Source organism: Pseudoduganella namucuonensis (genome assembly GCF_900116645.1).
Lineage (GTDB): Bacteria > Pseudomonadota > Gammaproteobacteria > Burkholderiales > Burkholderiaceae_D > Rugamonas > Rugamonas namucuonensis.
Map to the genome: position 1 here is coordinate 202,469 of NZ_FPBO01000007.1, position 25,771 is coordinate 228,239.

Genomic DNA, 25,771 nt, shown 5'->3' on the forward strand with positions numbered 1-25,771 from the left:
GGGTCGGGATGACGCATCTTAGGATTGCGCGGTATTACTGTCCAATATATATTTAAGTCGTTATTAATACTTAAAAACACTTATGGAATTGCGCCACCTGCGCTACTTCGTGGCCGTCGCCGAAGAGCTGAGCTTCACCCGCGCCGCCGAGCGCCTGCACATCGGCCAGCCGCCGCTGAGCCAGCAGATCCAGGCCCTGGAGGCCGAGGTGGGCGCGCGGCTGCTGGAGCGCACCAAGCGCTGGGTGCGCCTGACGGAGGCGGGCAAGCTGTTCCTGGCGGACGCGCGCCGCGTGCTGGCGCTGTCCGAGCAGGCCATGGCCACGGCGCGGCGCGCCGAACGCGGCGAGGAGGGCGAGCTGCGCATCGGCTTCACCTTCTCCACGCCGTTCACGCCGCTGTTCGCCGCGGTCATCAACCGCTACCGTCGGCGCTACCCGGACGTCACGCTGACGCTGCGCGAGCTGGCCACCCTGCCCCAGCTGGCCCTGCTGGACAGCCGCGAACTGGACCTCGGTTTCGTGCGCCCGCCCGAGACGGCGATCCCGGACACGGTGATGCTGACGGCGCTGCGGCGCGACGCGCTGGTGGCCGTGCTGCCGGCCGGCTCGCCGCTGCTCACCGCGCCGGCGCTGACGGTGCGCGACCTGGAAGGCCAGCCCATCATCATGTATCCGAAATCGACCGGCACCGGCCTGTACCCGCAGCTGTTCCGGCTGTGCCGCGAGGCGGGCTTCGTGCCGCGCATCGTGATGGAGGCGGGCGAGGCGTCCACCATCATCGGCCTGGTGGCGGCCGGCTGCGGCATCTCGGTGCTGCCCAGCTCTTTCGACCGCATCCGCATGGAGGGGGTGGGCTACCGCCCGCTGGCCGACCCGGACGCGCACACCGTGCTGTCGCTGGCGCAGCGCAAGGACGCCAGCGGCGCGCTGGTGGAGGCCTTCATCGCGCAGGCGCGCGAGGCAGCCGAGGAGGCGCTGATGTCCGCCGCGGCCGCGCCCATGGCTCAGCCGTAGTCGGCTTCCAGCTCGGAGCCGGCGTAGTTCTCCAGTTCCGCGAACAGGGTCTTCATCGCCGTGCGGCCGGGGATGTGCTTGAGCACGGTGCAGCTGTGGCGGTAGCTGGCGATGCGCTCGAGCAGCACCGGGTGGTGCTGCGCCGGCACCTTGGCCACCAGCTCGGCCCAGCCCTGCTCGTAGTCCGGCTTGGCCTTGCGCACCGCCTTGACGAAGCGCTCGAACTCCTTCTGGCCGGCGCGCGCGACCACGCGCCCGCCGCCCTCCACCGCGAAGATGATCGCCAGCGCGATCACGCCCTCGGCGTTCAGGTCGGTGTCGCTGACGGCGCCGCCGTCGTTGTGGCGGCGCAGCCAGCCCGCCAGCCGCACGATGGCCTGCACCTCCTTGCGCTGCTTGAGCTGGGTCTGGAAGCGCTCGTGGCCGGACCAGTTCTGGTTCGGGTCGGCCAGGCAGATGTCGACGAACAAGTCGCGCAGGCGCCGCTGGGCGTACACGGGATCGTTGTCGTATTCGCCCATCAGCGTGTCCTCCGGCATCTGCGACAGGTCCTTGACCTGGCGGAAGCCGGCCTGGAACGCTGCCTCGGCGCCGTTGTCGACCAGGAAGTCCAGCGCGGCCGCGTCGCTGTCCACGCCCAGCACCTGCTCCAGCCCCAGCGACACGCCGCCCACCGTCAGCTGCAGCGCGCGGGCGATGCCGTCGGCGGTGCGGTCGTTGGTGAACTTCTCGGCCACCATGGCGGTGATGCCGGTCAGCTCGTCGGCCAGCGTGAGCGCCGCGTCGGCGCGCGGGTCGTCGGCCAGCAGCTGGATGGCGCGCGTCAGCCGCGGCAGGTTTTCCTTGACGAGTGCCGGCAGCATCAGGAGAAGATCCCCGTGCCCATGCTGCGGCGCCCGGCGCGCGCCGCGCCGCGCGTGCTCGGCACCTGCTTGCGCAAGCGGTACAGCAATTCCTTGGTGCTGCGCTGCAGGAACTTGGGCTCGTCGTCCGGGTCGTCGCTGAACTCGGCGTCGGCCAGGTCGGCGCTGTGGCGGAAGTCCGGGAATAGTTCGAACAGCGAACGGTCCCAGCCGTCCTCGGACGCTTGCGCCAGCGCGATGGCCAGCGGCACGATGTCGTTGTCGGCCGAGGTCAGGCCGCTGACGTAGGGGCCCTTGGAGATGATCTCGCCGGCCACCTCCAGGATCTCCTTGGGCGCCATCGAGAACAGCACGGCGAAGGCGGTGCAGCCGTGGTCGGTGGCCGAGGCCTCCTGCAGCAGCGCGTGGCGGCGCTCCTCGTCCTCGGTGGAGAACACCACGCCGTGGATGTGGGCGAACAATTGCTCGGCCAGGCGCTCCGGGTCGTCCTCGATCAGGTCGTCCGGGAAGGTGGCGGCGAAGAAGGCCAGGCTGTCGGCCCAGGCCTTGGGCGGCACCAGCAGCGTCGCCAGCGACATCTTGGCGCCGTCGAAGCCGGCCATGTGCAGCGCCGTGACCTGGGGCGGAATGCTGCCGAGCACCTCGGCCACCGCGTAGTCGCCGAACTGGTCGGCGGCGTCGGCGAAGGCCTGCTCGGCGTGGCTGAGCGAACCGGCAAGGACCAGCTCGGTCACCTGCTTGCTGATGGCGGGCAGATTTTTATCGGACATCAATGCTCTCCTTCCTGGTCAAACATCTGGGCGAAGTCGTCGGTGACGCCGCCCTCGTCGTCATGCTCGTCGTCGCCATCGTCGCCCTCGGCCAGCTGGTCGAGCGAGACGTCGTCCTCGTCCCACAGCCGCGGATGCTTGTGCAGGAAGGCGGTGATGACGGCCTGGCGGCCGATCTCCGGAAAGTTCTCCTCGATGGCAGCATACATCTTCGCCGCCTCGCCGTCCGGGCACGACGCCAGCGCGAACACGCGCGCCGGGTCGCCGTCCTCGTAGTCCTGGGCCTCGTCCAGCATGGCCTTGGGGTTGTCGAAGCGGATCACGTCGACCAGCGCGAAGCTCATCATGTTGACGTCCTCGATGCCGCCGCCGCCGGCGTATTCAGACACCAGGGCGTTCAGCATCAGCTTGTAGTTCTTGTGGTCGGGCGGATCGCCCAGGATGCCGTCGATCTGGCCGGCCAGTTCACGCGACTGGTAGGCGAATTCCGGGTGGACTTTTCTCATTGGGTACTCTTCTTTCTGGGTGAGGCGGGCGCACGCGTGCGCCGCGAGACTGCTTACTCGGCCGGCAACGTCACGCCGTGCAGGCCGAACACGGAACGCCACAGCTGGTAGGCCTCGGCTTCCGGGTCGATGATGATGCGGTGGTTCACGCTCTGGTTGTATTCCTCGCGCTTGACCGGGTCCGACAGGATTTCGTAAGCCTTGGCGATCGCCTTGAAGCGCGCGTCCGCGCCCGGGGCCTGGTTGCGGTCCGGGTGGTAGCGCATCGCCAGCGAGCGGTAAACCTTCTTGATTTCCTCGTCAGAGGCGTTGGGCGCGACACCGAGCACGTTGTAGTAATTTTCCATAAGGAAACTCCGTAGGGTCGTATGCCTGATGTTTTAAAGACGAATTATCCTATAGAAAGCGCAAGCCGTCCCGCCCGGGCCCGCCCCGTGCGGTAAAATGCCCGCAATTCGACCCATTTCCCCGCCCTTTTTACATGAGCAACGACAAAAAAAATCCTGCAACCGCGGCGCCGGCGCTGCCATCGAACTTCCTGCGCGCCATCGTCGAGTCCGACCTGGCGGCCGGCACCCATGTTCGCGAGGGCATGCCTTCCGTCATCACCCGCTTCCCGCCCGAGCCGAACGGCTACCTGCACGTCGGCCACGCCAAGTCGATCTGCGTGAACTTCGGCCTGGCGCGCGACTACAACGGCCGCTGCCACCTGCGCTTCGACGACACCAACCCGGCCAAGGAAGAGCAGGAATACGTCGACACCATCATCGACAGCGTCAAATGGCTGGGCTTCTCGTGGGACTGGCAGGGCCCGTCCGGCACCGAGGTGCACCTGCACCACGCCAGCGACTACTTCGACCAGCTGTACGCCATGGCCGAGTACCTGATCGACCAGGGCTACGCCTACGTCGACAGCCAGAGCGCCGAGGAGATGGCGGCCAACCGCGGCAATTTCAACACGCCGGGCACCAACTCGCCGTTCCGCGACCGCCCGCGCGCCGAATCGCTGCAAATCTTCCGCGACATGAAGGCCGGCAAGTACAAGGACGGCGAGCACATCCTGCGCGCCAGGATCAGCGAGGACGCGATGTCGTCGCCGAACATGAACATGCGCGACCCGGCCATCTACCGCATCCGCCACGAGCACCACGTGCGTACCGGCGACGACTGGTGCATCTACCCGATGTACGACTACACGCACCCGATCTCGGACGCGCTGGAAAACATCACCCATTCGATCTGCACCCTGGAATTCCAGGACCACCGCCCGTTCTACGACTGGCTGCTGGAAACCCTGTCGGCCGGCGGCTTCTTCACCATGCCGGTGCCGCGCCAGTACGAGTTCTCGCGCCTGAACCTGACCTATGTGATCACCTCCAAGCGCAAGCTGCGCCAGCTGGTGGACGACGGCGTGGTGACCGGCTGGGACGACCCGCGCATGCCCACCATCGTCGGCCTGCGCCGCCGCGGCTACACGCCGGAGGCGATCCAGCTGTTCTGCGAGCGCATCGGCGTGACCAAGTCCGATGGCTGGATCGACATGAGCACGCTGGAGGGCTGCCTGCGCGAGGACCTGGACCCCAAGGCGCCGCGCGCCACCGCCGTGCTGCGGCCGCTGAAGCTGATCGTGGAGAACTTCCCCGAGGGCGCCAGCGAGGCGTGCAGCTCGCCGGTGCACCCGCACCATCCCGAGATGGGCGTGCGCAACTTCCCGTTCACGCGCGAGCTGTGGATCGAGGAGGAGGACTTCATGGAGGCGCCCAGCAAGGGCTATTTCCGCTACTACCCGCCGATCGGCGACCAGCCCGGCAGCCGCGTGCGCCTGCGCCACGGCTTCGTGACCGAGTGCACCGGCTACGACAAGGACGGCGACGGCAAGGTCACCGCCGTGCGCGTGAAGTACTTCGAGGACAGCAAGTCCGGCACGCCGGGTTCGGACACCTACAAGGTCAAGGGCAACATCCACTGGGTGTCGGCCGCCACCGCGCTGGAGGCCGAGGTGCGCCTGTACGACCGCCTGTTCACCGACCCGCAGCCGGACGCCGGCGGCAAGGACTTCACCGCCTCGCTGAACCCGAACGCGCTGGAGACGGTGACCGCCTACCTGGAGCCGGGCATGAAGGACGCCGCGGCCGACCAGCGCTTCCAGTTCGAGCGCCACGGCTACTTCGTGGCGGACAGGGTGGACACGCGGCCGGGCAAGCCGGTGTTCAACCGCATCGTCACGCTGAAAGACAGCTGGACCGCGAAATAAACACCAACCGATACCTGTTGATCGAAACCGCCTCCGGGCGGTTTTTTTTCGCATTTCACAACAAAACTGATGCTTGTCAGAAAATATACTTGACGGAATTAACCCGCAATCTATATATTCAATCGACTTTTTGTCAGGAAACATTGTTGCAGCATGCGTACGCTATTTGCACAAAAGAAGCTGTTCTCGCCGACCAAGCCTTTGTGGTGGACAGGCCTGTTGCTGTCGCTGGGGGTCGGCGTGCTGCTGTACGGCGCCACCTTGAAGTCGCTGGAGACCGAGGCCGGCGAACGCTTCCGCAACCAGGCGCGCAGCAGCCAGTTCAACATCGCCACCGGCATCAAGGCCTACACCGACGTGCTGCGCGGCACCGCCAGCTTCTTCCATTCGGTGGACACCGTCTCGCGCGATAATTTCCACCGCTACGTGCAGGGCATGGACCTGCCGCGCAGCTTCCCCGCCATCATCAGCATCAATTTCGCCCAGCACGTGCCGGCCGGCCAGAGCGCGGTGTTCGAGCAGCATGTGCGCACCGGCCCCAGCCATGGCGGCGACGACTACCCCGACCTGCTGATCAAGCCGCCGGTGCTGCAACGCGACGCCGCCATCATCTCGCTGATCGAGCCGGGCGCCGGACTCAAGGAGCGGGTCGGCATGGACATCGCGGCGCGGCCGGCGGTGGCCGAATCGCTGGCGCGCTCGCGCGACACGGGCGGACTGAGCGCCTCCGGCCAGCCGATCGGCTTCGATTCCAGCGCCATGCGGCCGGCGCTGGCGATGCGCCTGCCCGTGTACCGGCAGAACGTGCCGCTGGACACGGTGGAGGAGCGCCGCGCCGCCTATCTCGGCTCGGTCGGCATCGGCTTCAGCGTGTACCGGCTGGTGCTGGAGGCGCTGGAGGAAATGCCGGTGCGCAACGCCCGCCTGACCTTGCACGACATCGGCGAGCACAGCGATCCGGCCACGCTGGCCTCGGCCACCGGCGGCACGCTGCTGTTCGACAGCGCCGAGCTGGACAAGGCCTCGCCGTCCGACGACGACATGTTTTCCTACACGCTGCCGATCGATTTCAACGGCCGCACCTGGCGCGCCCATTTCACGGCGCCCACGCGCTCGCTGTATTCGCGCTTCGACGCCTTCCTGCCCTGGCTGGCGCTGCTGACGGGTTTCGCCGGCAGCATGCTGATCTACGCGCTGTTCCACGCCCTGTCGTCGTCGCGCCTGCGGGCGATCCGCATGGCCAAGGCGATGACCAAGGAGTTGCGCGAGAGCCAGGCCAAGCTGCAGCTGTCGCACCACAAGCTGCGCCGGCTGGCCGCGCACGCCGAGCAGATCAAGGAGGAGGAGCGCAAGCGCATCGCGCGCGAGATCCACGACGACCTGGGCCAGAACCTGCTGGCGCTGCGCATCGAGGCCGACCTGCTGACCACGCGCACCAGCCACCGCCACCCGCGCCTGCACGAGCGGGCCCGCTGCACGCTGGCGCAAATCGACTACACGATCAAGAGCGTGCGCCAGATCATCAACGACCTGCGGCCCAACGTGCTGGACCTGGGGCTGGGCGCGGCGGTCGAGTGGCAGATCGCGCAATTCCGGCAACGCTCCGGCATCGTCTGCGAACTGATCGAAAGCGGCGGCGAAATCGCCATCGGCGACACCTGCGCCATCGCCTATTTCCGCATCCTGCAGGAGTCGCTGAGCAATGTGCTGCAGCACGCGCACGCCAGCCTGGTGCGGGTCGAGCTGCGCCAGCAGGACGGCGTGCTGAGCATGATCATCAGCGACAACGGGGTCGGCCTGCACGCGCGCAGCCGCAACAAGTTCGGCTCCTTCGGCCTGGTCGGCATCGAGGAGCGCATCAGCATCCTGGGCGGCGAATGCTCGATCACCGGCAGCCCCCATTCCGGCACCACCATCCACGTCTCGGTGCCGCTGGAACAGGCGGCGGCGGCCTATCCGCATCTCGAAGCGGTCTAAGCACCGTTTAGGAAAAATCTGTTGCGTGTAGGAACTTCCTGAACGAATGTTGACAAAAATCAAGTTATAAACATTCCTTTTAGTCAAGAATCGGTTCTGCAGTGCCCCCTGCTCAACCACTGAAAGGAACGACCAATGATCTCGAACGACGACTTCAAAGCCATCGCGGAACTCGACCTGGAGCCGCTTAAAGTCAAACTGATGCACAAGGAATCCGGCGAAGGCTGGACCCGCGAGCACGCCGACGCTGTTGAATTCGAATATCGCCGCTTCCTGACGCTGATGAAGAAATATCCGAACGAGCCCACCGCGCCCGGCGAAGACGTGGACACGTTCTGGCACTATCACATCCTGGACACCATGAAATACGCGGTCGATTGCGAAGCGGTGTTCGGCTACTTCCTGCACCACTTTCCTTACGTCGGCCTGCGCGGCGACGACGACGCGGCGGCGCTCGAACGCATGGGCGAGCGCATGAAGCAACTGTACGCCGAGACCTTCGGCGAAGCGCTGGACCGCGGCGCCTCCGGCAACGACGCCGCCTTTTGCGGCGTAGCGACCGAGGCGGCCTTCTGCGGCGTGGCGACCAAACCCGCGTTCTGCGGCGTCGCGACCAAGCCAGCCTTCTGCGGCGTGGCGACCAAACCGGCCTTCTGCGGCGTCGCGACCAAGCCAGCCTTCTGCGGCGTCGCGACCAAGCCAGCCTTCTGCGGCGTGGCGACCAAACCGGCATTCTGCGGCGTCGCGACCAAGCCAGCCTTCTGCGGCGTGGCGACCAAATCCGCCTTCTGCGGCGTGGCGACGCAAGTCGCGTTTTGCGGCGTGGCCACGCAAGCGGCCGAGTCCAATGCAACCGTGCAAGACCAGCAACAAGCCGTCAGCAGCTTCTACACCGAACGTCCTCGGCTGACGCAAGCTGCCCAATAAACTAGCAAAACGGTAGTGACAGGGGCTGCCCGGAGCGGCCCTTTTTCTTGTTGTAAATTGCCGTCACGCACCATTGAACGTCGCTTGCATTCAGATACAAGCGGCCTATACTGGGACTCGATGCTTCACATCAACACTTCGTGCATAAGGGATTTCAATCATGATTTCAGCTGAAAGCTTCAAAGCCATTGCAGACCTCGACCTGGAACCGATCAAAGTCAAACTGATGCACGAGGAGTCCGGCGAAGGCTGGTCCCTGCAAAAGGCCAACGCCGTCGAGTTCGAATACCGCCGCTTCCTCTACCTGATGAAGACCTTCCCCCAGGAACAAACGGCGCCGCTGCAGGACGTGGACACGTTCTGGCACTACCATATTCTGGACACCATGAAGTACGCCACGGATTGCGACGCCGTGTTCGGCTATTTCCTGCACCACTTCCCCTACATCGGCCTGCGCGGCGAGGACGACGAGGCCGTCCACCACCAAGTGGGCGAGCGCATGAAGGAGCTGTACGAGGCCACCTTCGGCGAAAGCTATCTGCGCGCCGACGTGGCCTACTCGGGCGTGCCGCCGAGCGTGGCGTATTCCGGCGTGCCCGGCCAGCAAGCCAGGACGGCCTACTCCGGCGTGCCCACGGTTGCCTATTCCGGCGTGCCGGCCCAGCAAGCCAAAACGGCTTACTCCGGCGTGCCCACCGTGGCCTACTCGGGCGTGCCGACCCAGCAGGCGAAAACCGCTTACTCCGGCGTGCCGACCCAGCAAGCCAAGACGGCCTATTCCGGCGTTCCCACCGTCGCCTACTCGGGCGTGCCATCGCAGCAAGCCAAGACGGCCTACTCCGGCGTGCCATCGGTGGCCTATTCCGGCGTGCCGTCGCAACAGGCCCGCGGCGCGGAAGCCATGTACACGGAGCGTCCGCGCCTGACCCCGGCGGCGTAAAGCGCTAAACCAAACGAAAACGGGCCGCTACCTGGCAAAGGGTAGCGGCCCGTTTCGCATTCCGGCGCCCTCGCTCAGGCGGCCATCATTTCGCGCAATTCGCGGATGCTGAAATCGCTGATTTCATGCATGCGGATCAAGATGGTCGCGCCGATGGGCAGCGTGTTGTGACGGATCTTGCTGATCACCGGCGGAGCCACCTCCAACGCACGCGACAGGGCGGCGTCGTTTTTGAGCTGCAGCTTCTCGATGATCGCGTCCAGCACGCGGTTGGGATTGTAAGTTGCCGAAGAGGTGATTTCTTTGAGAGACATGGTCAGATTCGTTCAGGTTCTGGTCGTCTTCAGGAAAAAAAACGACACATTGACAAAATATTTACCGTAAAAATGCAAGGTAGCGCTAGCGTCCATATGGCTTTTGCTATGTTTTATAGCACATGAGCCGTATGATACACGCTTTTATTGCCTATCGGCTAATCTAACGCGAAAAAAGTGAGAATTTGAGAGTTTTTTCGCGTCCGCCGTGTGGTAGCAATTACCAAGTGAGGATTTTCACGGAAAATTCAATGTCCGAACCGGAATCCGGAGGCCACGAACATCCACTCGACCGCCATCAGGGCGCTGAGCTGGGCCATGGTGCCGGGGAGGATGAGCACCAACTGCGGGGAGGGGAAGACCAGGAAGGGCGCGTCTTTTTCATGGCACCAGCCCAGCTGCCGGCGGATCTCGGCCGGCGATGGCGGCGGCATCTGGGTCCTGCCCCGCTGTCTCATGTACGCGCGCACTTGCTCTTTGGTGGGGTTGGGTACGGAATGCATATGCTCTCCTGCCTGGTTCTTGTCAGATGATTATTACTCAGATTGCTTACGGTTGCCTTGCACACGTTGTAGGCAGTCCACAACCCGCGCGTGGCGCAGCCGCAGGCCCAGTTCCCGCTTCAGCCGCGTGTTGCGCAGCCGGCGCGATTCGGACATGAAGGACAGCAGCGCCGGCGTGACCACGGCGCTCAGCTCGGCGCGCGGCAGGCGCGGCGGGCGCGGCAGGCCGAAGGCGTCGGCCACGGCGTCGAAGTAGTCGGCCATCTTCATGTCGCTGTCGTCCACCGCGTTGTAGACCCGGCCCGGCGCGCCCTTGAACAGGGCGGCGGCGATCGCCCGCGCCAGGTCGTCCGCGTGGATGTGGTTGGTGTAGACGTCGTCCTGCGCGCGCAGCGCCGGCGTGCCCTGCTCCAGGCGCTTGAGCGGCAGGCGGTCCTCGGCGTAAATGCCGGGCACGCGCAGAATGGACAGGGCGGCGCCGGCGCCCACGCTCCAGCGGCGCAGCGCCCGCTCGGCGTCCACGCGGCGGTGCGCGCGGGGGTTGCGCGGCGCCACCGGGCGCGCCTCGTCGATCCAGGCGCCGCCGCAATCGCCGTAGACACCGGTGGTGCTGATGTAAACCACGCGCCCGCCGGCTGGTAAAATGGCGCTCAAATTCCGCGTGCGCCTGTCGGTCGTCCCGTCCAGCTGGGGCGGCGCCAGATGCACCACATACCGCGCCAGGCCGGCCAGGCGGCGCAGCGTGGCGGGCCGGTCCAGGTCGGCCACCAGCGGCACGGCGCCGGCGGCGCGCAACTCGGCGCAGCGCTCCGGCTGGCTGGTGACGGCGAACACGCGAAACTTGCCGCGCACCAAGGGCAGCAAGCGCATGCCCACATCGCCGCAGCCCAGGATCAGCAGGCGCGGACGAGAGAATTTATTAATGTTGAGATTTTTCATAACAAGGATTGTATGACGTTCCAGATTACCGTTCAGCCGAGTGGTCACCAGTTCAGCTGTGAAGAGGATGAAACCGTGCTGGCGGCCGCCATGCGCGCGGGCGTCGGCCTGCCCTACGGCTGCAAGAACGGCGCCTGCAGCTCCTGCAAGGGCAAGGTGGTGGCCGGCGGCGTCACGCACAAGGCGCACCAGCAGCGCGCGCTGCCGCCCGAGGAAGAGGCGGCCGGCCTGTCGCTGTTCTGCTGCGCCACGCCGCACAGCGACCTGGTGATCGAGGCGCGCGAAGTGGCGGGCAGCAGCGACTACCCGCTGAAGAAAATGCCCTCGCGCGTGGCGACGCTGGAGAAGGTGGCGCCGGATGTCGTGGTCATCTCGCTGCAGTTGCCGGCCAATGAAACGCTGAAATACCGCGCCGGCCAGTACATCGAATTCATGCTGCGCGACGGCAAGCGCCGCAGCTACAGCATGGCCACGGCGCCGGACGGCGGCCCGATCACGCTGCACATCCGCCACATGCCGGGCGGCCTGTTCACCGACCAGGTGTTCAGCACCATGAAGGAGCGCGACATCCTGCGCTTCGAGGGTCCGCTGGGCACCTTCTTCGTGCGCGAGGACTCGGACAAGCCCATGGTGCTGCTGGCCTCGGGCACCGGTTTCGCGCCGATCAAGGCCATCGTCGAGCATATGGCGGGGATCAAATCGGAGCGCAAGATGGTGCTGTACTGGGGCGGGCGCCGTCCCCGGGACCTGTACATGGACGCGCTGTGCCGCCAGTGGGCGCAAGACCTGCCCAACTTCGACTACGTGCCGGTGATCTCGAACGCGCTGCCGGAGGACAACTGGACCGGCCGCGACGGCTTCGTGCACCAGGCCGTGATGGCCGACCTGCCCGACCTGTCCGGCCACCAGGTCTACGCCTGCGGCGCGCCCATCATGGTCGAATCGGCCAAGCGCGACTTCGTCCAGCGATGCCGGCTGCCGGAGGACGAGTTCTACGCCGACGCCTTCACCACCGAGGCCGACCTGGCCAACCCGTAAAAAGTTGCCGCCCCGAAGCGGCATCGACCGCGTTTGGGGTCAGACCCCACGGCGCTGTCGACGCCGCTTTCTGCGGGCGGCGGCGGGTTCAGGCACAATAGAGGGCTTCCAGCCCGCCGCCCTCTTCTCGCCCTTATGCCCACCGCCCCCTCATCGAACGGCTTCTCCGTTCTCAAGCACCGCAATTTCGCCTTCTACCTGTCCGCCCGCATCCTCGGCACGCTCGCCGTGCAGATGCAGCACGTCGCCATCGGCTGGCACGTGTACGCGATGACCGGCAACCTGTACGACCTGGGCCTGATCGGCCTGGCGCAGTTCGCGCCCTTCCTGATGCTGATCCTGCCCGCCGGCCACGTGGCGGACCGCTACAACCGCCGCAACATCATCGCGCTGTGCCTGGGCGCGCAGCTGCTGTGCGGCTTGCTGCTGCTGGGCTTCACCTTGGGCGGCAGCCGCGAGGTGTGGCCCGTGTTCCTGATCCTCACGCTGTTCGGCAGCGCGCGCGCCTTCATGATGCCGGCCACCCAGGCCGTGCTGATGAACCTGGTGCCGGCGGACAGCTTCAGCAAGGCCGTGGCGCTGAGCTCGTCCACCTTCCACATCGCGGTCATCCTCGGCCCCACGCTGGGCGGCCTGCTGTATTTCTACGGCGCCCCCACCGTGTTCGTGGCCGCCTCGGCGCTGCTGGTCGCGGCCGTGGCGCTGATGTGCATGACGCGCGCGCCGCAGATCGTCAACAAGGACCCTGCCACCTGGCACAGCGTGATGGAGGGCATGCGCTTCGTGCTGTCGCGCCCCATCGTGCTGGGCGCCATGTCGCTGGACCTGTTCGCGGTACTGTTCGGCGGCGCCACCGCGCTGCTGCCGGCACTGGCGGCGGACGTGCTGCACGTCGGCCCCGGCGGCCTGGGCCTGCTGCGCACCGCGCCCGGCGTGGGCGCGGCGCTGTGCTCGGTGGCGCTGGCCTTCTTCCCCATCACGCGCCGCGTCGGCCTGTGGATGTTCGGCGGCGTGGCCGTGTTCGGCGCCGGCACCGTCGTGCTGGGCTCGACCGCCAGCTTCTGGCTGGCGCTGGCCGCGCTGTTCCTGATGGGCGCCGGCGACATGATCAGCGTCTACGTGCGCCATCTGCTGGTGCAGTACGAGACGCCGGACGCCATCCGCGGCCGCGTCAGCGCGGTGAACGCCGTGTTCATCGGCGCCTCCAACGAGCTGGGGGAATTCGAATCGGGCGTCACGGCGGGATGGTTCGGCCTGTCGCGCGCGGTGGTGTTCGGCGGCGCGGCCACGCTGGCGGTGACCGGCTTGTGGACGGTGCTGTTCCCCGTGCTGTCGCGCATGGACCGCTTCCCGCACGCCGAGCGCGAGGCGGCCGCCGCGGGCGGGGCGGGCAAAGACGGCAAGGCCGCCTAAGCCGTCCATTCTAGACATTTCCACGCGGAACGCACCGCCTTTGTGCAATACCTGACTTCGGTGGTGCACTTAACTGGCGCGTCCGCCCAAAAGGAGTAAGATGGACTTGCATGACCGGCAAAACCGGCCCTGCCTTGATGAACAAACGGGAGCAGTATATGCAGATCAACGTCAATACCGATAAGACCATTGAACGTCATGCCGGCCTGGATGACCATGTACAAACCGTCGTACAAGCCGCGATCGGCCGTTTCGCCGAGCACATCAGCCGGGTCGAAGCGCACCTGAGCGACAACAACAGCCACAAATCCGAGGACGGCGACAACCGTTGCCTGCTGGAAGCGCGCGTGAACGGCTATCAGCCGATCGCCGTCAGCGCCCACGCGGCCACCCTGCACCAGGCCATCAACGGCGCCGCCGACAAGCTCAAGCGCGCCATCGACAGCGCCCTGGGCCGCCTGTACGACAAGCGCCACGCCACCGCGCCCGTGCCCGAGGTGACCGACGAGGAAACCAGCGAATAACGCGACACTGAAAGCCATCGCTTACGCCGGCTGGCGCGGCCCTCAGCGCCGCGCCAGTTGGCGCAAATAGCCCAGTCCCAGCAGCGCCCTGCTGCCGTACCAGGACATCATTTCCCCATCCACCAGTTGCACCGGCTTGCCGATCTGCCGCTCGAGCGCGTCCACATGCGCCTCCGTGAAGCGGTAGGGCTCGGACGACAGCAGCACCTGGTCCACCCGCGCCAGCAGTTCCGGCGTCCAGTCGAAGCGCGGATAGCGCGCCTCGCCCAGGTCCGGCACGCTCCAGCCGATTTCCGCCAGCATGCGCGCGATGTAGGTGTCGCTGGAAATGCTCATCCATGGATCCTGCCAGATGCAGTACAGCACCGTCCGCGGCGGCGCCTTCGGCATGGCCCGCAAGGCGGCGTATTCCGCCTCGAAGGCGGCGCACCAGGCCTCGGCCTTCTCGTCGGCGCAGAAGATGCCGCCCATCAGGCGCGCCAGTTCCAGGTTGTCGCGCGGCGCCAGCGGATGCGTGACCACCACGTGGGGCACGAACCCGGCCAGCGCGTCGGCGGTCGGCTTCTCGTTCTCGTCGATGTTGACGATCACGTGGGTGGGCGCCAGCGCGCGGATCTTCTTCAGGTTCACGTCCTTGGTGCCGCCCACCTTGGGAATGTCGCGCACCACGCCGGCGGGATGGATGCAGAAGCCGGTGCGTCCCGCCAATCGGGGCGCCAGCCCCAGCTCGCACAGCAGTTCGGTGATCGAGGGCACCAGTGAAACGATGCGGGCGTTGGGGTCGGCGGCGTGGCGCCGGCCGAGGGCGTCGGTGTGGGTCATGTCGGTAAGGTGTCTTGGCGTCGCAGTATTGAAACACAAGCGGACTCTCCTGTGCCAGCGGGCGGACCCTTTGCGCTATGATTTGCTATCTTTCCCAGGGACTATCTATCTTGAAGCAAATCAGCACCTTCGGCGCTTCCCCATACAACATCGGGGACTTGCAACTGTTCCGCGACGCCGACACGGCCGTGGCGGCGCGGCTGCTGGGCAACAGCCCGGTGGTGGGCGTCGGCCAAGGCCAGCCGGTCGCCAACGGCGGCCGCGCGCGCCTCTACATCGTGCTGCGCGGCGCGCTGTCGGTGGCGGGCGACACGCGCTCGGGCCTGGCCGACGGCACCATCAGCAAGGTGCTGCCGGGCGAAAGCGTGGGCGAGCAGTCGGTGCTGGACGAGGAGGCCAACCTGGCCGCCATCACCGCGCTGGAGGACAGCGAGGTGCTGGTGATCGAGGCCGAGACGGTGTGGAAGCTGATCGAGGCGTCTAACGGCATCGCCCGCAACCTGCTGCGCCTGCTCTCCTTCCGCATCCGCGCCGCCAACGCGCAACTGCGCCGGCGCCAGAAACTGGGCGAGTTCTACCGCCAGATGTCCATGATCGACGGCCTGACCGGGCTGTACAACCGCGCCTGGCTGAACGACCTGCTGCCGGAAATGGTGGCCACCGCGCACGGCACGGGCCGGCCGCTGTCGCTCATCATGATAGACCTGGACCACTTCAAGAAGTTCAACGACACCCATGGCCACCTGGCCGGCGACCAGGCCCTGCGCGCGGCGGCCCAGGTGCTGAGCGGCGCGCTGCGGCCGTCCGATTGCGCGGTGCGCTACGGCGGCGAGGAAATGATGGTGCTGCTGCCGGACACCAGCGACAAGGTGGCGGTGGTGGTGGCGGAACGGCTGTGCGAGCGCATCCGCCAGGCCGTGGTGTTCCGCGACACGCGCGCGCCCATGCCGCACATCACGGCCTCGCTGGGCGTGGCCAGCCTGGCGCCGGGCCAGGACGACCATGGCCTGATCGCCACCGCCGACGCCGCCCTGTACCGCGCCAAGGACGGCGGGCGCGACCGGGTCGCCGCGCAGGAAAGCCTGTTCTAGGCCCGCTGCGTTTCCGCGTTTTTTTCCGGGCCTTGCAGCGAACCGGCGAATTCGGCCAGCCCCTGCCGCACCAGTTCCTCCGTCTTGTCGATATTGGCCGCGATGCCGCCGTCCAGCACCTTCAGGCCCTGCAGGATATCGCGCGCCTCCTTGAACCCCTGGTCGACGCCGACCTGTATCGTATCCATGAACTGCCGCAGCACGGTGGCCTCGTCCTCGCCGGCGTGCTGCTGCTTGTAGGCCTCGTAGAACGCGGTGGACATCGACACGATGCGGCCGGCCGTCCCCTCCGGCGAGTTGTCCTGGCCGGCGGCGTTCTGGATCGCGTCCGGGCCGAATTCGGGCGCCAGCGCCTCGTTGATGCTGGTCATCGCCGATTTGTAGAGCAGCGCCATGGGCTCGTCGCCCGCGCCGATGGCGACCGAAATGGAAGACTGGATGATGGAGGCGTTGAGCTGCTGGCGCGCCTGCACGCGGGGCGGCGGCGCCGCCGCGTCCTTGCCGGCGACCCGTTCGGGCTGGGCGCCCTGCGCCGTCTTGGGACTGCCTAATGAAGCTGGACCGGCCATGATTTTCTCCTGGTTGCACCATTCCCCTTTATCATATCGGCCATTGCGCGGCGAACTGTAGCCGCCACTTCGAGAACAGAACGAATCCATGAGCACGCAAACTTTTCTTTGGCACGACTATGAAACCTTCGGCGCGCAACCGCGCCGCGACCGCCCTGCACAGTTTGCCGCCATACGCACGGACGCCGAGCTGAACGAGATAGGCGAGCCTATCATGCTGTATTGCGCGCCGGCGCCCGATTTCCTGCCGGATCCGCAATCCTGCCTGATCACCGGCATCACGCCCCAGCAGTGCCTGGAATGGGGCGTGCCCGAGCACAAGTTCGCCGCCACCATCGAGCAAGCCTTCGCCACGCCCGGCACCATCGGCGTGGGCTACAACACCATACGCTTCGACGACGAGATCACCCGCTTCATGTTCTGGCGCAACCTGATCGACCCGTATGCGCGCGAGTGGCAAAACCAGTGCGGCCGCTGGGACTTGCTGGACGTGGTGCGCATGACCTACGCGCTGCGTCCGGAGGGCATCGAGTGGCCGACCCGCGAGGACGGCAAGCCCAGCTTCCGGCTGGAACACCTGGCCGCCGCCAACGGCCTGGCGCACGAAGCGGCGCACGACGCGCTGTCCGACGTGCGCGCCACCATCGCGCTGGCGCGGCTGATCCGTTCAAAACAGCCGCGCCTGTTCGATTTCTGCCTGGCGCTGCACAAGAAGGACCGAGTGGCCGACGAGATCGGCATGCACCTGGCGCCGCAGCTGCGCCAGCCCTTCCTGCACGTGACCGGCATGTTCCCCGCCGAGCGCGGCTGCATCGGCCTGGTGTGGCCGCTGGGCACGCATCCGACCAACAAGAACGAGGTCATCGTCTGGGATTGCAGTTACGATCCGAGTGAACTGTACACGCTGGACGCGGACACCATCCGTCTGCGCATGTTCACGCGCTCGGACGCGCTGCCAGAAGGCGTGACGCGGCTGCCGATCAAGAGCATCCACCTGAACAAATCGCCGATGCTGGTGTCCAACCTGAAGACGCTGTCGCCACAGATGGCGGCGCGCTGGGGCCTGGACCTGGAACAGGCCAAGCGCCACGCGCAGATCGCGGCGGCGGGGCCGGACCTGGGCGCCGTGTGGGCCGAGGTCTACCACCGTCCCGGCGCGGCCGAGGAAACGGACGTGGACGAGGACCTGTACGGCGGCTTCATCGGCAACGGCGACCGCCGCCTGCTGGAATCGCTGCGGCGCGAGCCGGCCGCCAGGCTGGCGACGATGACGCCGCATTTCGACGACCCGCGCCTGCCGGAGCTGGTGTTCCGCTACCGCGCGCGCAACTTCCCGGAGACCTTGTCCGAGCAGGAGGCGGAGCACTGGGAACAGCACCGCGCCGCGCGCCTGTTCGAGGGCGCCGCCGGCGCGCGCACGGTCGAGCAACTGTTCGGCGAGATCGACCAGCTGTCGGAATCGGCCGACGAGCGCGGCGAGGAGATCCTCGGCGCGCTGTACGACTACGCCGAGATGATCGCCCCGCAGCGTTATTGAGCGGCGCGGTACTGGTTGATGGCGTCGCGGGTTTCCAGGGCGACGCGGCGGGCGGCGGCGGCGAAGTCCTCGCCCGGCTGTTCCGCGGCGTACAGGATGGCGCGCGAGGAGTTGATCATCATGCCGGCGCCGTTCGCCGTGCGGCCCGACTTGACCGTGGCGGCGATGTCGCCGCCCTGCGCGCCGATGCCCGGCACCAGCAGCGGCATGTCGCCCACGATGGCGCGCACCTGCGCCAGTTCCTCGGGGAAGGTGGCGCCCACCACCAGCGCGCACTGGCCGTTGGCGTTCCACTTGTCGGCCACCAGGCGCGCCACGTGCTGGTACAGCGGCCGGCCGCCCACGTCCAGGAACTGCAGGTCGGAACCGCCGGCGTTGGAGGTGCGGCACAGGATAATCACCCCCCGGTCCGCCCACTCCATGTAGGGCTCCACCGAGTCCGAACCCATGTAGGGATTGACGGTGACCGCGTCCGCGCCGTAGCGGTCGTAGGCTTCGCGCGCGTACTGGCGCGCGGTGGCGCCGATGTCGCCGCGCTTGGCGTCCAGGATCAGCGGAATGTGCGGGTAGTGCTCGCGCGCGTAGGCGCAGATGTCCTCCAGCTGGCGCTCGGCGCCCAGCGCGGCGAAATAGGCGATCTGCGGCTTGAACGAGCAGGCCAGGTCGGCGGTCGCGTCGATGATCTCGGTGCAGAAGCGGTAGATGCCGTTCGGGTCGTTCTGGAAGCTGGCCGGCAGCTTGGCCATGTCCGGGTCCAGGCCGACGCACAACAGGGAGTCGTTGGCCGCCCAGGCGGCATTCAATTTATTGATAAAAGTCACGACGTCCCTCCGATAGGCGATTGCAAACCCGGCATTATAGCGTGACGGCCTGGAGTAGAATCCGCCTCATCACCCGAAAGAGAGGACGCAGCCCATGAAATTATCCCAAAAAGTAGCCATCGTGACCGGCGCCACACAAGGCATCGGCCTGGCCTGCGCTCAACGCCTGATCACCGAGGGCGCGAAAGTCATGTTGGTGGACATCAAGCCGGAAGGCGCGCAGGCGGCCGAGGCGCTGGGCGACCAGGCCCGCTTTTTCACCGCCGACGTCAGCCAAAAGGCCGACGTCGACGCGCTGGTGGCGGAAACGCTGGCGGTGTTCGGCCGCATCGACATCCTGATCAACAACGCCGGCGTCACGCACAAGGCCCTGTTCCTCGACGTGAGCGAGGACGATTTCGACCGCGTGATGCGCATCAACCTGAAATCGATGTTCCTGTGCGGCCAGGCCGTGGCGCGCGTCATGGCGAAGCAGCAAAGCGGCTGCATCATCAACATGTCCAGCGTGAATTCGGAACTGGCGATCCCCGACCAGGTGCCGTACGTGGTGTCCAAGGGCGCCATCAACCAGCTGACCAAGGTGATGTCGCTGAACCTGGCGCCGTACAAGGTGCGCGTCAACGGCATCGGCCCGGGCACCATCCTGACCGAGCTGGCCAAGAAGGCCGTGCTGGGCAGCCCGGAGGCGCGCCACACCATCCTGTCGCGCACGCCGCTGGGACGCTGCGGGGAACCCGAGGAGGTGGCCGCCATCGCCGCCTTCCTGGCCAGCGACGACGCCAGCTACATGACGGGCCAGACCCTGTTTGTCGACGGCGGCCGCATGGCCTTGAACTACACGGTGCCGGTCCAGGAGTGATATATGTTTTGAATATGTCTGTTATCGAAACTTAGAATTAGACATATATGTGGCGACGCAGCATAATGCACCTGTCTCCACTATTCTCCTCCAAGATAATAGTTTGAAGCCCGCTTTAGCCAGCGGGCTTTTTTTTTCGCGCCAAGCTCTTGCGTTATGTCATGGCGTCGTCATATACGTCTTGTAGACTAGCTCTACCTGCTGCACATGCAACCGATATGCGTGGTGGCAGTGAGGTGCGCCGCGAGGCGCACCGACCAGACAAATCACCTCCCCCTATGCCCGCTTTAACCAGCGGGCATTTTTTTGCGCTGCATGATATCGTTGCCCCATGCTCAATCTCTTCCAACAAGTGGTGCTGACCCCGGCGCACGCCAATCTGCGCTACCGCACCGCCATCGTGCTCTACCTGCTGATCCTGATCCTGGGCTCCATCCCCGGCGCGCGCGCCGACGTGGGCCAGGTCGCGTCCGGGTTGCTGCTGCATTCCTGCGCCTACGCCGGCCTCGCTTTCCTGCTGTTCACCGGCGGCCAGGGCGGTCCGGGCCTACGCGCCGTCAAGGCGGTCGCCACCGTCATGGCGATGGGCGCGCTTGACGAGCTGGTCCAGAGTTTCCTGCCCTATCGCCATGGCGCTGTCGCTGATTGGCTGGTCGACACCGTCTCCGCCATCGTCACCGCCAGCGGGATGTGGGCGCTGTGGAGCCGTCACAAGGTACTCGGCTGAATTGGCGCGCGGGCCCGGCCGGCACAGGCCGCCGGCGCGTTCGCTGTCGCGCCGCATTTCCATCAATTGTTCCGCCCGTCCCAGCCTGACCAGGCTGTAGAGGGTCTGTCGCAATCCGTGCCGCTGGCGCGCGCTGGCTTGCGGTCCGTGCAGGGCCGCGATCAACTCTTCGATGAGGTATTCCGTTTTGCGCGTCGGCATAGTCTATTCCTATGAATTTCTGACGTGCAATTATTGCTTTGCAATCAGCCCGACAGTTTGATATGCGTCAATCGTGCTCACTGCGAGCGGAACGGGTGGCATGATGATCAGCTCCAACCTACCGAGCGTCCGCTCGTTTAATGGAGATTCATCATGAAGACAAAAATCACTTTGCTGGCAGGGGTGCTGTGCGCGCTGAGCGCCTGTTCCACGACCGATATGACGGACAAGCAGGCCAGCGGCACCGATAGTTACGGGTCGCCGGGTTCGGCGGGGAGCACGGCCGCCGCCGCCACGTCCGGGTCGTCCGGCACGCCGGGGGGCTGGAGCGCTTCGGGAACCACGGGCACGGCCGGCGCGGCCGCCGCCGGCATGGACCAGGCCGGCGCGCAGCGCAGCACCACCGGCACCATGCAAAGCTGGAGCGGCGTGGTGACGGCGATCGATCCCATCCTGAGGCAGGACGCGATGGCGATGGGCGCCGGCGCCGTGGGGGCCGCCGCCGTGGGCGGCACGATGAGCAGGGAGGGTTCGCCGACGGACAAGGTCTACCGCGTGACCATGCGCGCCGACGACGGCACCACGCAGACGGTCATCGTCGAAAACATGCCCAGCTATAAGACGGGCGACCGCGTGCGCAGCACCAACGGCTCGGTGCAGCGCGAGTAGCCGGTGGGCGGCTAGTACAGTTGCTCGACCTGGTAGCCGCGCTCGCGCAGCAGTTCCGGCAGGCTGTTGTCGCCCACCAGGTGCAGCAGGCCCACGCCCACAAAGGCGACTTGGTCCGTTTTCATGATGTCCTCGATGGAGGCGGCCATTTCCGGATTGCGCTTGCCCAGCAGCGTACGCTCCATGAAGGCGGCCGACACGGTGTCGCCGCTGACCAGCGTTTTCCACGCCGCCTTGATGCCGGGCGCGTCCGCCGTGCTCCAGGCGTCGATCAGGCCGGCCGTTTTCTTCAGCGACACGCCGCTGGCCAGTTCGGCCAGGTTCTCGCGCAGATAGGCCTCCTGTTGCGCATCGTCCAGGGTGTCGAACAGGCTGAGCTGGTAGTCCGCGCTCTCCAGTTCACGCAGCGGCTTGCGCTGCCGCATCGCGGTCGACAGCAGATACTGCTCCACGCCATTGCTGCGCGCGTAGCCGTGGCGCTCGATCTCGGCGCCCACCAGGATGTTGGCCAGCAGCCAGGGCTTGTACTGTTCCATGCCGGCCAGCGACATGCCGGCGCGCGCCATCGCCTGCTCCAGCAATTGCAGGGTTTCCGGCGACAGGTGCCGGCGCACCGAATCGCCGGGCGCGTAGCGGGCGTAGCGGGCCAGCGCGCGCTGGAACTGGTCGTTAGCGCGCACGTCCAGCTCCAGCACCAGCGTGGTGGAGTCGGCCAGCGCGCGGGTCACCTGCGGCTCCAGCGGGAAGAAGGCCTGCTTGCCCACGTGGACCGTGCCGAACAGGTAGCTGGTCTTGCCGGCGTTTTGCACGCGGTACAGTGCGCCGCGGCGCGGCGCGGCCTGCTCGGCCAGCGCCGCGGCGCCTTCCGACAGGTGAGGATTGATACTCATGTCCATGGTGTGTCCTGGCAGGCAAACCGCGCACAAAAGTGCACAGATTGACAATAAAGTGCGACGCATAAACTTCCCCCTGCCGGGTCCATTGACGGTTCGGCAATCAGCGATGGGTGGGTGTAGGGTGAAACAGGAAAGGCGGGATAAACGGCCTAGCTGTTATTGATGGTAAGACTTATTTTGCCGCGAGGGAACCAATTTCTTGGCGGAAGGAATCAAATACAACGCGGCGTCCGGGGCGGACGCCGCGCCCGGGGCGTCAACGTGCCAGTTCGACCAGCACAGCCGTGTACATCTGCAGATTCAGCAGCAACTGTGCGTTGGTGATGTATTCATGTTCCGAGTGGCCGGTGTAGGGCATGCCGGGCATGGCCGGGCCGAAGGACACCGCTTTCGGGAACAGGCGGGAGTTGGTGCCGCCGCCGATCGAGATCGGCCTGGCGCCGCGCGCGCCCGTGTAGTGCTCGAACACGTCCAGCAGCACCGGCACCTGCGGCGCGTCCGTCTGCACCCAGGGCTCGCCGATCTCCAGCGCCATGCGCGCCTGCGGCGCGTGCAGGCGCTTCCACTGGCCGAAGGCTTGCTGGAACTGCTCCTTCAGTTCCGCCGCCGGCTTGCCGCGCGGCCGCCGCAGGTTGATGTTGAGCTCGATGGCGCCGACCTTCTGCTTCAGCACCGTGGGCGCCACCGTCATGCGGCCCATGAAGGCGTCGCGGTAGGCCACCTTGCCGAAGCGCTCGCCATACAGGCCGGTACCCACCAGGTCGTTCAGGAAGCGCACCATGGAAGCGGCCGGCGTGCCGGTCCAGGGCCGCACCTTCAGCGCGTCGGCCAGCATGCTGATGGCGTTCACGCCGTCCTCCGGCTTGGACGAGTGCGCGGACAGGCCCAGCGCCGTCACCTTCAGTTCGCGCCCCTGCCACGCGTAGTCGTAGCGCATGCCCTTCTGGCGCGCGGCGCGCTGGCGGATCTGCGCCTCCAGCGCGCGCGTGGCGTTGCCGATCACGGCGCTGGCGTCCTCCGGGATCTGGCTGCCGAAGAAGCCGCCCGCGAACTCCGTCAGCACGGGTTCCTTGCCGGCGGCCGGCGCGGCCATCGCCGGCATCGTCACCGTCACCGCGCCCCAGCCCTTCTCCGCCGTCACCACCGGGTATTCGGAATCGAGCGTGATGTTCATCTGCGGCGGCAAATGGGTTTTCAGGAATTCCTCCAACGGCCCCCAGTCCGATTCCTCGGCCATGTACACATACAGTTCCAGCCGCTTTTTCAGCGGCAGGGCGCTGTCCTTGATGGCCTTCATCGCGTACAGCGCGGTGGCGATCGGCCCCTTGTCGTCCTCGGCGCCGCGGGCGATCAGGCGGCCCGGTTCGGAGGTGGCGTCCAGTTCGAACGGCGACTTGGCCCACTTGGCCGGATTCACCGGCTGCACGTCGCCGTGCGTGATGATGCCCACGCGGTCGGAACTGTCGCCGTGGCCGATCACCAGCACGTGACCGTGGTCCTCGAAATCGAAGCCCAGGCGCGCCGCCTCCTCGCCCAGGAATTTCTTGAAACCGAGGTGCTGTGGATTCTTGTCGAAAGGCACGGCCGGGTCGGCCACCGTGTTGTAGCGGACCATGCCGGCCAGGCTGGCGGTCAATTGCTGGGGATAGACCGCCAGCGCGTAGCGCGCGATCTCGGTGGCGGGTTCGCTGAGCGGCATGGCGTGCAGCGGCGCGGTCAGGAGTGGAGCTTGCAGGAGCAAAGCCAAGGACGCGAGTTTTTTCAGCATGTTTCCCCTATCGGTAATGCGCCATTATCTTGTTCAGTTCGCCGTCGTGCAACAGTTTGTCGATGGCGCGATTGACCTCGTCCACGCTGACGCCGCTCCTGGGCGACACCGCGCACTGGGTGAGATAGGTGCGCACCAGCAACGGCGGATGAATATCCAGCTTGCCCCCCTGCTTGCGGTAGTAATCGACGAACAAGGTCAGCGTCGACACGTGGCGCACGCGGCCCAGGCTCAGCTTGCGCAGGTTGTTCCAGCCGGAAACCGCGTCGGCGCGGCGGAAGCGCTCGCCCAGCGCCTGTTCCAGGTCCGGATACACATAGCCGAGCACCGTGCCGATCTGCTGGTCGGCCAGGTCCGCCAGCGCGCGCGGCCGCTCGACGCCGCGGCTGGTCACCACCACCTCGCTGTAGGGGAAGAAATGCTGGGTCCAGTGCAGCTTGCCCGGCAGCCAGGGCGCCATGTACAGGCAGACGATGTCGCCCTGGCCCTGCTCCAGCGCCTGGGCGATGCGCTTGCGCGGCAGGCTGCGGAACACGGCCGTGCGGCCCAGGAGCTTGGCCAGCGCCTGGCCCAGGTCGTAATGCATGCCGGCCACCACCCTGCCGTCGCGCGCCTCCGCCAGGGGCATCTGGGCCCCGGTATCGGCCAGCACGATCAACGGCGCGGCGCGCGCGCAGCACGGGAGCGCGCCGAGGACGCCAAACACCGTGCTCAGCAGCAGGTGGCAAGAGCGTTTCATGATGGATACCAAGTCTACAGGAAAGCCCCCGCGCACGGCAGGGCCATCATTGAATCCGGACACGCCGCCCCGATATGCCTGCCATGATCCCCTATTCCATACTCGACCTGTCCCCCATCGCCGAAGGCGGCGATGCCCGCACCTCGCTGCGCAACACGCTGGACCTGGCGCAACACGGCGAACGCTGGGGCTACCGGCGCTACTGGCTGGCCGAACACCACGGCATGCCCGGCATCGCCAGCGCCGCCACGGCGGTGGTGATCGCGCACGTGGCGGCCGGCACCGCCACCATCCGCGTGGGCGCCGGCGGCGTGATGCTGCCCAACCACTCGCCGCTGGTGATCGCCGAGCAGTTCGGCACGCTGGAGGCGCTGCACCCGGGCCGCATCGACCTCGGCCTGGGCCGCGCGCCCGGCTCCGACCAGGCCACCGCGCGCGCGCTGCGGCGCAACCTGGCCTCCGACGCGGACGAGTTTCCGCAGGACGTGCAAGAGTTGCAGGACTACATGTCCGACGCGCCGCGCCAGCGCATCCTCGCCGTGCCCGGCAAGGGCGCCAAGGTGCCGCTCTGGATCCTGGGCTCCAGCCTGTACGGCGCCCAGGTGGCCGCGCATTTCGGCCTGCCCTACGCCTTCGCCTCGCATTTCGCGCCGGCCCAGATGACGCAGGCCATCGCCCTGTACCGCGCCAATTTCCGTCCCTCGGCGCAACTGGACCAGCCCTACGTCATGCTGGGCTACAACGTGTTCGCCGCCGACACCGACGCGGAGGCGCAACTGCTCGCCACGTCGATGCAGCAAGCCTTCGTCAACCTGCGCAGCGGCCGCCCCACGCGATTGCCACCGCCGCTGGACGGCTACCGCGGCACGCTGGGGCCGCAGGAAAACGCCATGCTCGACTCGGTGCTGTCCTGCGCCGCGATCGGCGCGCCGGACACCGTCGCCGAACAGTTGCGCGCCTTCGCCGCCAGCACCCAGGCCGACGAGCTGATGATCACCTCGCAGATCTTCGACCACGCCAAACGGCTGCGCTCCTACGAGATCACGTCCGAGGTGTGGCGCCAACTGGCGCACGACTGATACCGACCAT

General features: G+C 66.5%; 27 protein-coding genes. 14 read left to right on the forward strand and 13 right to left on the reverse strand.

Annotated features, from left to right (window positions below; genetic code table 11):
- The first annotated feature begins 82 nt into the window (after nt 1-82).
- Entirely contained in the window at nt 83-1,015 is a 933-nt protein-coding gene (locus BM436_RS10250) for a LysR substrate-binding domain-containing protein (RefSeq protein ID WP_093555406.1), read from the forward strand.
- Here the strand turns inward: BM436_RS10250 and BM436_RS10255 are convergent.
- Genes BM436_RS10255 through BM436_RS10270 form a run of 4 tightly spaced genes read right to left on the reverse strand, consistent with a single transcriptional unit; the run spans nt 1,006 to nt 3,501 of the window.
- Nucleotides 1,006-1,878, reverse strand: a complete 873-nt coding sequence (locus BM436_RS10255; RefSeq protein ID WP_093555407.1) for a hypothetical protein — start codon at nt 1,876-1,878, stop codon at nt 1,006-1,008. The genes BM436_RS10250 and BM436_RS10255 overlap by 10 nt on opposite strands.
- Entirely contained in the window at nt 1,878-2,648 is a 771-nt protein-coding gene (locus BM436_RS10260) for a hypothetical protein (RefSeq protein ID WP_093555408.1), read from the reverse strand. The genes BM436_RS10255 and BM436_RS10260 overlap by 1 nt, the downstream gene beginning before the upstream one ends.
- Nucleotides 2,648-3,154: a hypothetical protein gene (locus BM436_RS10265; protein ID WP_093555409.1), complete on the reverse strand. Its 507-nt coding sequence runs from the start codon at nt 3,152-3,154 to the stop codon at nt 2,648-2,650. Before BM436_RS10265 ends, BM436_RS10260 begins: the two co-directional genes overlap by 1 nt.
- Nucleotides 3,155-3,207: 53 nt before the next feature.
- Nucleotides 3,208-3,501 (reverse strand): DnaJ domain-containing protein, encoded by a 294-nt coding sequence (locus BM436_RS10270; RefSeq protein ID WP_093555410.1) that lies wholly within the window; start codon nt 3,499-3,501, stop codon nt 3,208-3,210.
- A gap of 134 nt (nt 3,502-3,635) precedes the next feature.
- Here BM436_RS10270 and BM436_RS10275 point away from each other — a divergent pair, with 134 nt between their 5' ends.
- The 4 genes from BM436_RS10275 to BM436_RS10290 all read left to right on the forward strand — a co-directional run bounded on the left by BM436_RS10275 (nt 3,636) and on the right by BM436_RS10290 (nt 9,252).
- Nucleotides 3,636-5,408, forward strand: coding sequence for a glutamine--tRNA ligase/YqeY domain fusion protein (locus tag BM436_RS10275; protein WP_093555411.1), 1,773 nt, complete (start codon nt 3,636-3,638; stop codon nt 5,406-5,408).
- 153 nt (nt 5,409-5,561) lie between these two features.
- Complete coding sequence (locus BM436_RS10280; RefSeq protein ID WP_093555412.1) at nt 5,562-7,385, forward strand: sensor histidine kinase; 1,824 nt, start codon at nt 5,562-5,564, stop codon at nt 7,383-7,385.
- Between the two features lie 135 nt (nt 7,386-7,520).
- A complete protein-coding gene (locus tag BM436_RS37010; RefSeq protein ID WP_093555413.1) occupies nt 7,521-8,312 on the forward strand; it encodes a glycine-rich domain-containing protein in 792 nt (263 codons plus the stop codon).
- A 160-nt stretch (nt 8,313-8,472) separates the two neighbouring features.
- Nucleotides 8,473-9,252 (forward strand): glycine-rich domain-containing protein, encoded by a 780-nt coding sequence (locus BM436_RS10290; protein WP_093555414.1) that lies wholly within the window; start codon nt 8,473-8,475, stop codon nt 9,250-9,252.
- Between the two features lie 74 nt (nt 9,253-9,326).
- Here BM436_RS10290 and BM436_RS10295 read toward each other — a convergent pair whose 3' ends face one another.
- The 3 genes from BM436_RS10295 to BM436_RS10305 all read right to left on the reverse strand — a co-directional run bounded on the left by BM436_RS10295 (nt 9,327) and on the right by BM436_RS10305 (nt 11,008).
- A complete protein-coding gene (locus BM436_RS10295; RefSeq protein ID WP_093555415.1) occupies nt 9,327-9,566 on the reverse strand; it encodes a hypothetical protein in 240 nt (79 codons plus the stop codon).
- A gap of 248 nt (nt 9,567-9,814) precedes the next feature.
- On the reverse strand, nt 9,815-10,069 hold the full coding sequence (locus BM436_RS10300; protein ID WP_093555416.1) for a hypothetical protein: 255 nt from the start codon (nt 10,067-10,069) through the stop codon (nt 9,815-9,817).
- A 33-nt stretch (nt 10,070-10,102) separates the two neighbouring features.
- Nucleotides 10,103-11,008 carry an SDR family oxidoreductase gene (locus BM436_RS10305; RefSeq protein WP_093555417.1) on the reverse strand — a complete coding sequence of 302 codons (906 nt, stop codon included), beginning with the start codon at nt 11,006-11,008 and terminating at the stop codon, nt 10,103-10,105.
- A 12-nt stretch (nt 11,009-11,020) separates the two neighbouring features.
- Between BM436_RS10305 and BM436_RS10310 the strand changes: the two genes are divergently transcribed.
- From BM436_RS10310 to BM436_RS10320, 3 genes are all read left to right on the forward strand, one after another.
- Nucleotides 11,021-12,046, forward strand: a complete 1,026-nt coding sequence (locus BM436_RS10310) for a CDP-6-deoxy-delta-3,4-glucoseen reductase (RefSeq protein WP_093555418.1) — start codon at nt 11,021-11,023, stop codon at nt 12,044-12,046.
- A 135-nt stretch (nt 12,047-12,181) separates the two neighbouring features.
- Nucleotides 12,182-13,459: an MFS transporter gene (locus BM436_RS10315; RefSeq protein ID WP_093555419.1), complete on the forward strand. Its 1,278-nt coding sequence runs from the start codon at nt 12,182-12,184 to the stop codon at nt 13,457-13,459.
- A 158-nt stretch (nt 13,460-13,617) separates the two neighbouring features.
- The gene (locus BM436_RS10320; RefSeq protein ID WP_093555481.1) at nt 13,618-13,983 is read left to right on the forward strand and encodes an HPF/RaiA family ribosome-associated protein; all 366 of its coding nucleotides are present in this window, start codon (nt 13,618-13,620) and stop codon (nt 13,981-13,983) included.
- A gap of 42 nt (nt 13,984-14,025) precedes the next feature.
- On the opposite strand, the gene BM436_RS10325 is transcribed toward BM436_RS10320, so the two are convergent.
- A complete protein-coding gene (locus tag BM436_RS10325; RefSeq protein ID WP_093555420.1) occupies nt 14,026-14,805 on the reverse strand; it encodes a helical backbone metal receptor in 780 nt (259 codons plus the stop codon).
- 110 nt (nt 14,806-14,915) lie between these two features.
- Between BM436_RS10325 and BM436_RS10330 the strand changes: the two genes are divergently transcribed.
- Nucleotides 14,916-15,896 (forward strand): GGDEF domain-containing protein, encoded by a 981-nt coding sequence (locus BM436_RS10330; protein WP_093555421.1) that lies wholly within the window; start codon nt 14,916-14,918, stop codon nt 15,894-15,896.
- On the opposite strand, the gene BM436_RS10335 is transcribed toward BM436_RS10330, so the two are convergent.
- On the reverse strand, nt 15,893-16,465 hold the full coding sequence (locus tag BM436_RS10335) for a DUF5610 domain-containing protein (RefSeq protein WP_177307097.1): 573 nt from the start codon (nt 16,463-16,465) through the stop codon (nt 15,893-15,895). The two genes, BM436_RS10330 and BM436_RS10335, sit on opposite strands and share 4 nt — an antisense overlap.
- Before the next feature lie 88 nt (nt 16,466-16,553).
- Between BM436_RS10335 and sbcB the strand changes: the two genes are divergently transcribed.
- On the forward strand, nt 16,554-18,002 hold the full coding sequence (sbcB, locus tag BM436_RS10340; RefSeq protein WP_093555422.1) for an exodeoxyribonuclease I: 1,449 nt from the start codon (nt 16,554-16,556) through the stop codon (nt 18,000-18,002).
- Here the strand turns inward: sbcB and pyrF are convergent.
- Nucleotides 17,996-18,823: an orotidine-5'-phosphate decarboxylase gene (pyrF, locus tag BM436_RS10345; protein WP_093555423.1), complete on the reverse strand. Its 828-nt coding sequence runs from the start codon at nt 18,821-18,823 to the stop codon at nt 17,996-17,998. The genes sbcB and pyrF overlap by 7 nt on opposite strands.
- Before the next feature lie 94 nt (nt 18,824-18,917).
- Here pyrF and BM436_RS10350 point away from each other — a divergent pair, with 94 nt between their 5' ends.
- The 3 genes from BM436_RS10350 (at nt 18,918) to BM436_RS10360 (ending at nt 21,279) form a co-directional block, all read left to right on the forward strand.
- A complete protein-coding gene (locus tag BM436_RS10350; protein ID WP_093555424.1) occupies nt 18,918-19,682 on the forward strand; it encodes an SDR family NAD(P)-dependent oxidoreductase in 765 nt (254 codons plus the stop codon).
- 331 nt (nt 19,683-20,013) lie between these two features.
- A complete protein-coding gene (locus BM436_RS10355) occupies nt 20,014-20,409 on the forward strand; it encodes a VanZ family protein (RefSeq protein ID WP_093555425.1) in 396 nt (131 codons plus the stop codon).
- Nucleotides 20,410-20,763: 354 nt separating this feature from the next.
- Nucleotides 20,764-21,279 carry a hypothetical protein gene (locus BM436_RS10360; RefSeq protein ID WP_229489844.1) on the forward strand — a complete coding sequence of 172 codons (516 nt, stop codon included), beginning with the start codon at nt 20,764-20,766 and terminating at the stop codon, nt 21,277-21,279.
- Nucleotides 21,280-21,290: 11 nt separating this feature from the next.
- Here the strand turns inward: BM436_RS10360 and BM436_RS10365 are convergent, their stop codons facing one another.
- The 3 genes from BM436_RS10365 to BM436_RS10375 form a co-directional block, all read right to left on the reverse strand.
- The gene (locus BM436_RS10365; protein WP_229489846.1) at nt 21,291-22,169 is read right to left on the reverse strand and encodes a TraB/GumN family protein; all 879 of its coding nucleotides are present in this window, start codon (nt 22,167-22,169) and stop codon (nt 21,291-21,293) included.
- A 262-nt stretch (nt 22,170-22,431) separates the two neighbouring features.
- Entirely contained in the window at nt 22,432-23,943 is a 1,512-nt protein-coding gene (locus BM436_RS10370; protein WP_093555427.1) for a dipeptidase, read from the reverse strand.
- 7 nt (nt 23,944-23,950) lie between these two features.
- On the reverse strand, nt 23,951-24,682 hold the full coding sequence (locus BM436_RS10375) for a substrate-binding periplasmic protein (protein ID WP_143133058.1): 732 nt from the start codon (nt 24,680-24,682) through the stop codon (nt 23,951-23,953).
- Nucleotides 24,683-24,765: 83 nt separating this feature from the next.
- On the opposite strand from BM436_RS10375, the gene BM436_RS10380 reads away from it, so the two are divergent.
- Nucleotides 24,766-25,761 carry an LLM class flavin-dependent oxidoreductase gene (locus tag BM436_RS10380; protein WP_093555429.1) on the forward strand — a complete coding sequence of 332 codons (996 nt, stop codon included), beginning with the start codon at nt 24,766-24,768 and terminating at the stop codon, nt 25,759-25,761.
- Nucleotides 25,762-25,771: the final 10 nt, after the last annotated feature.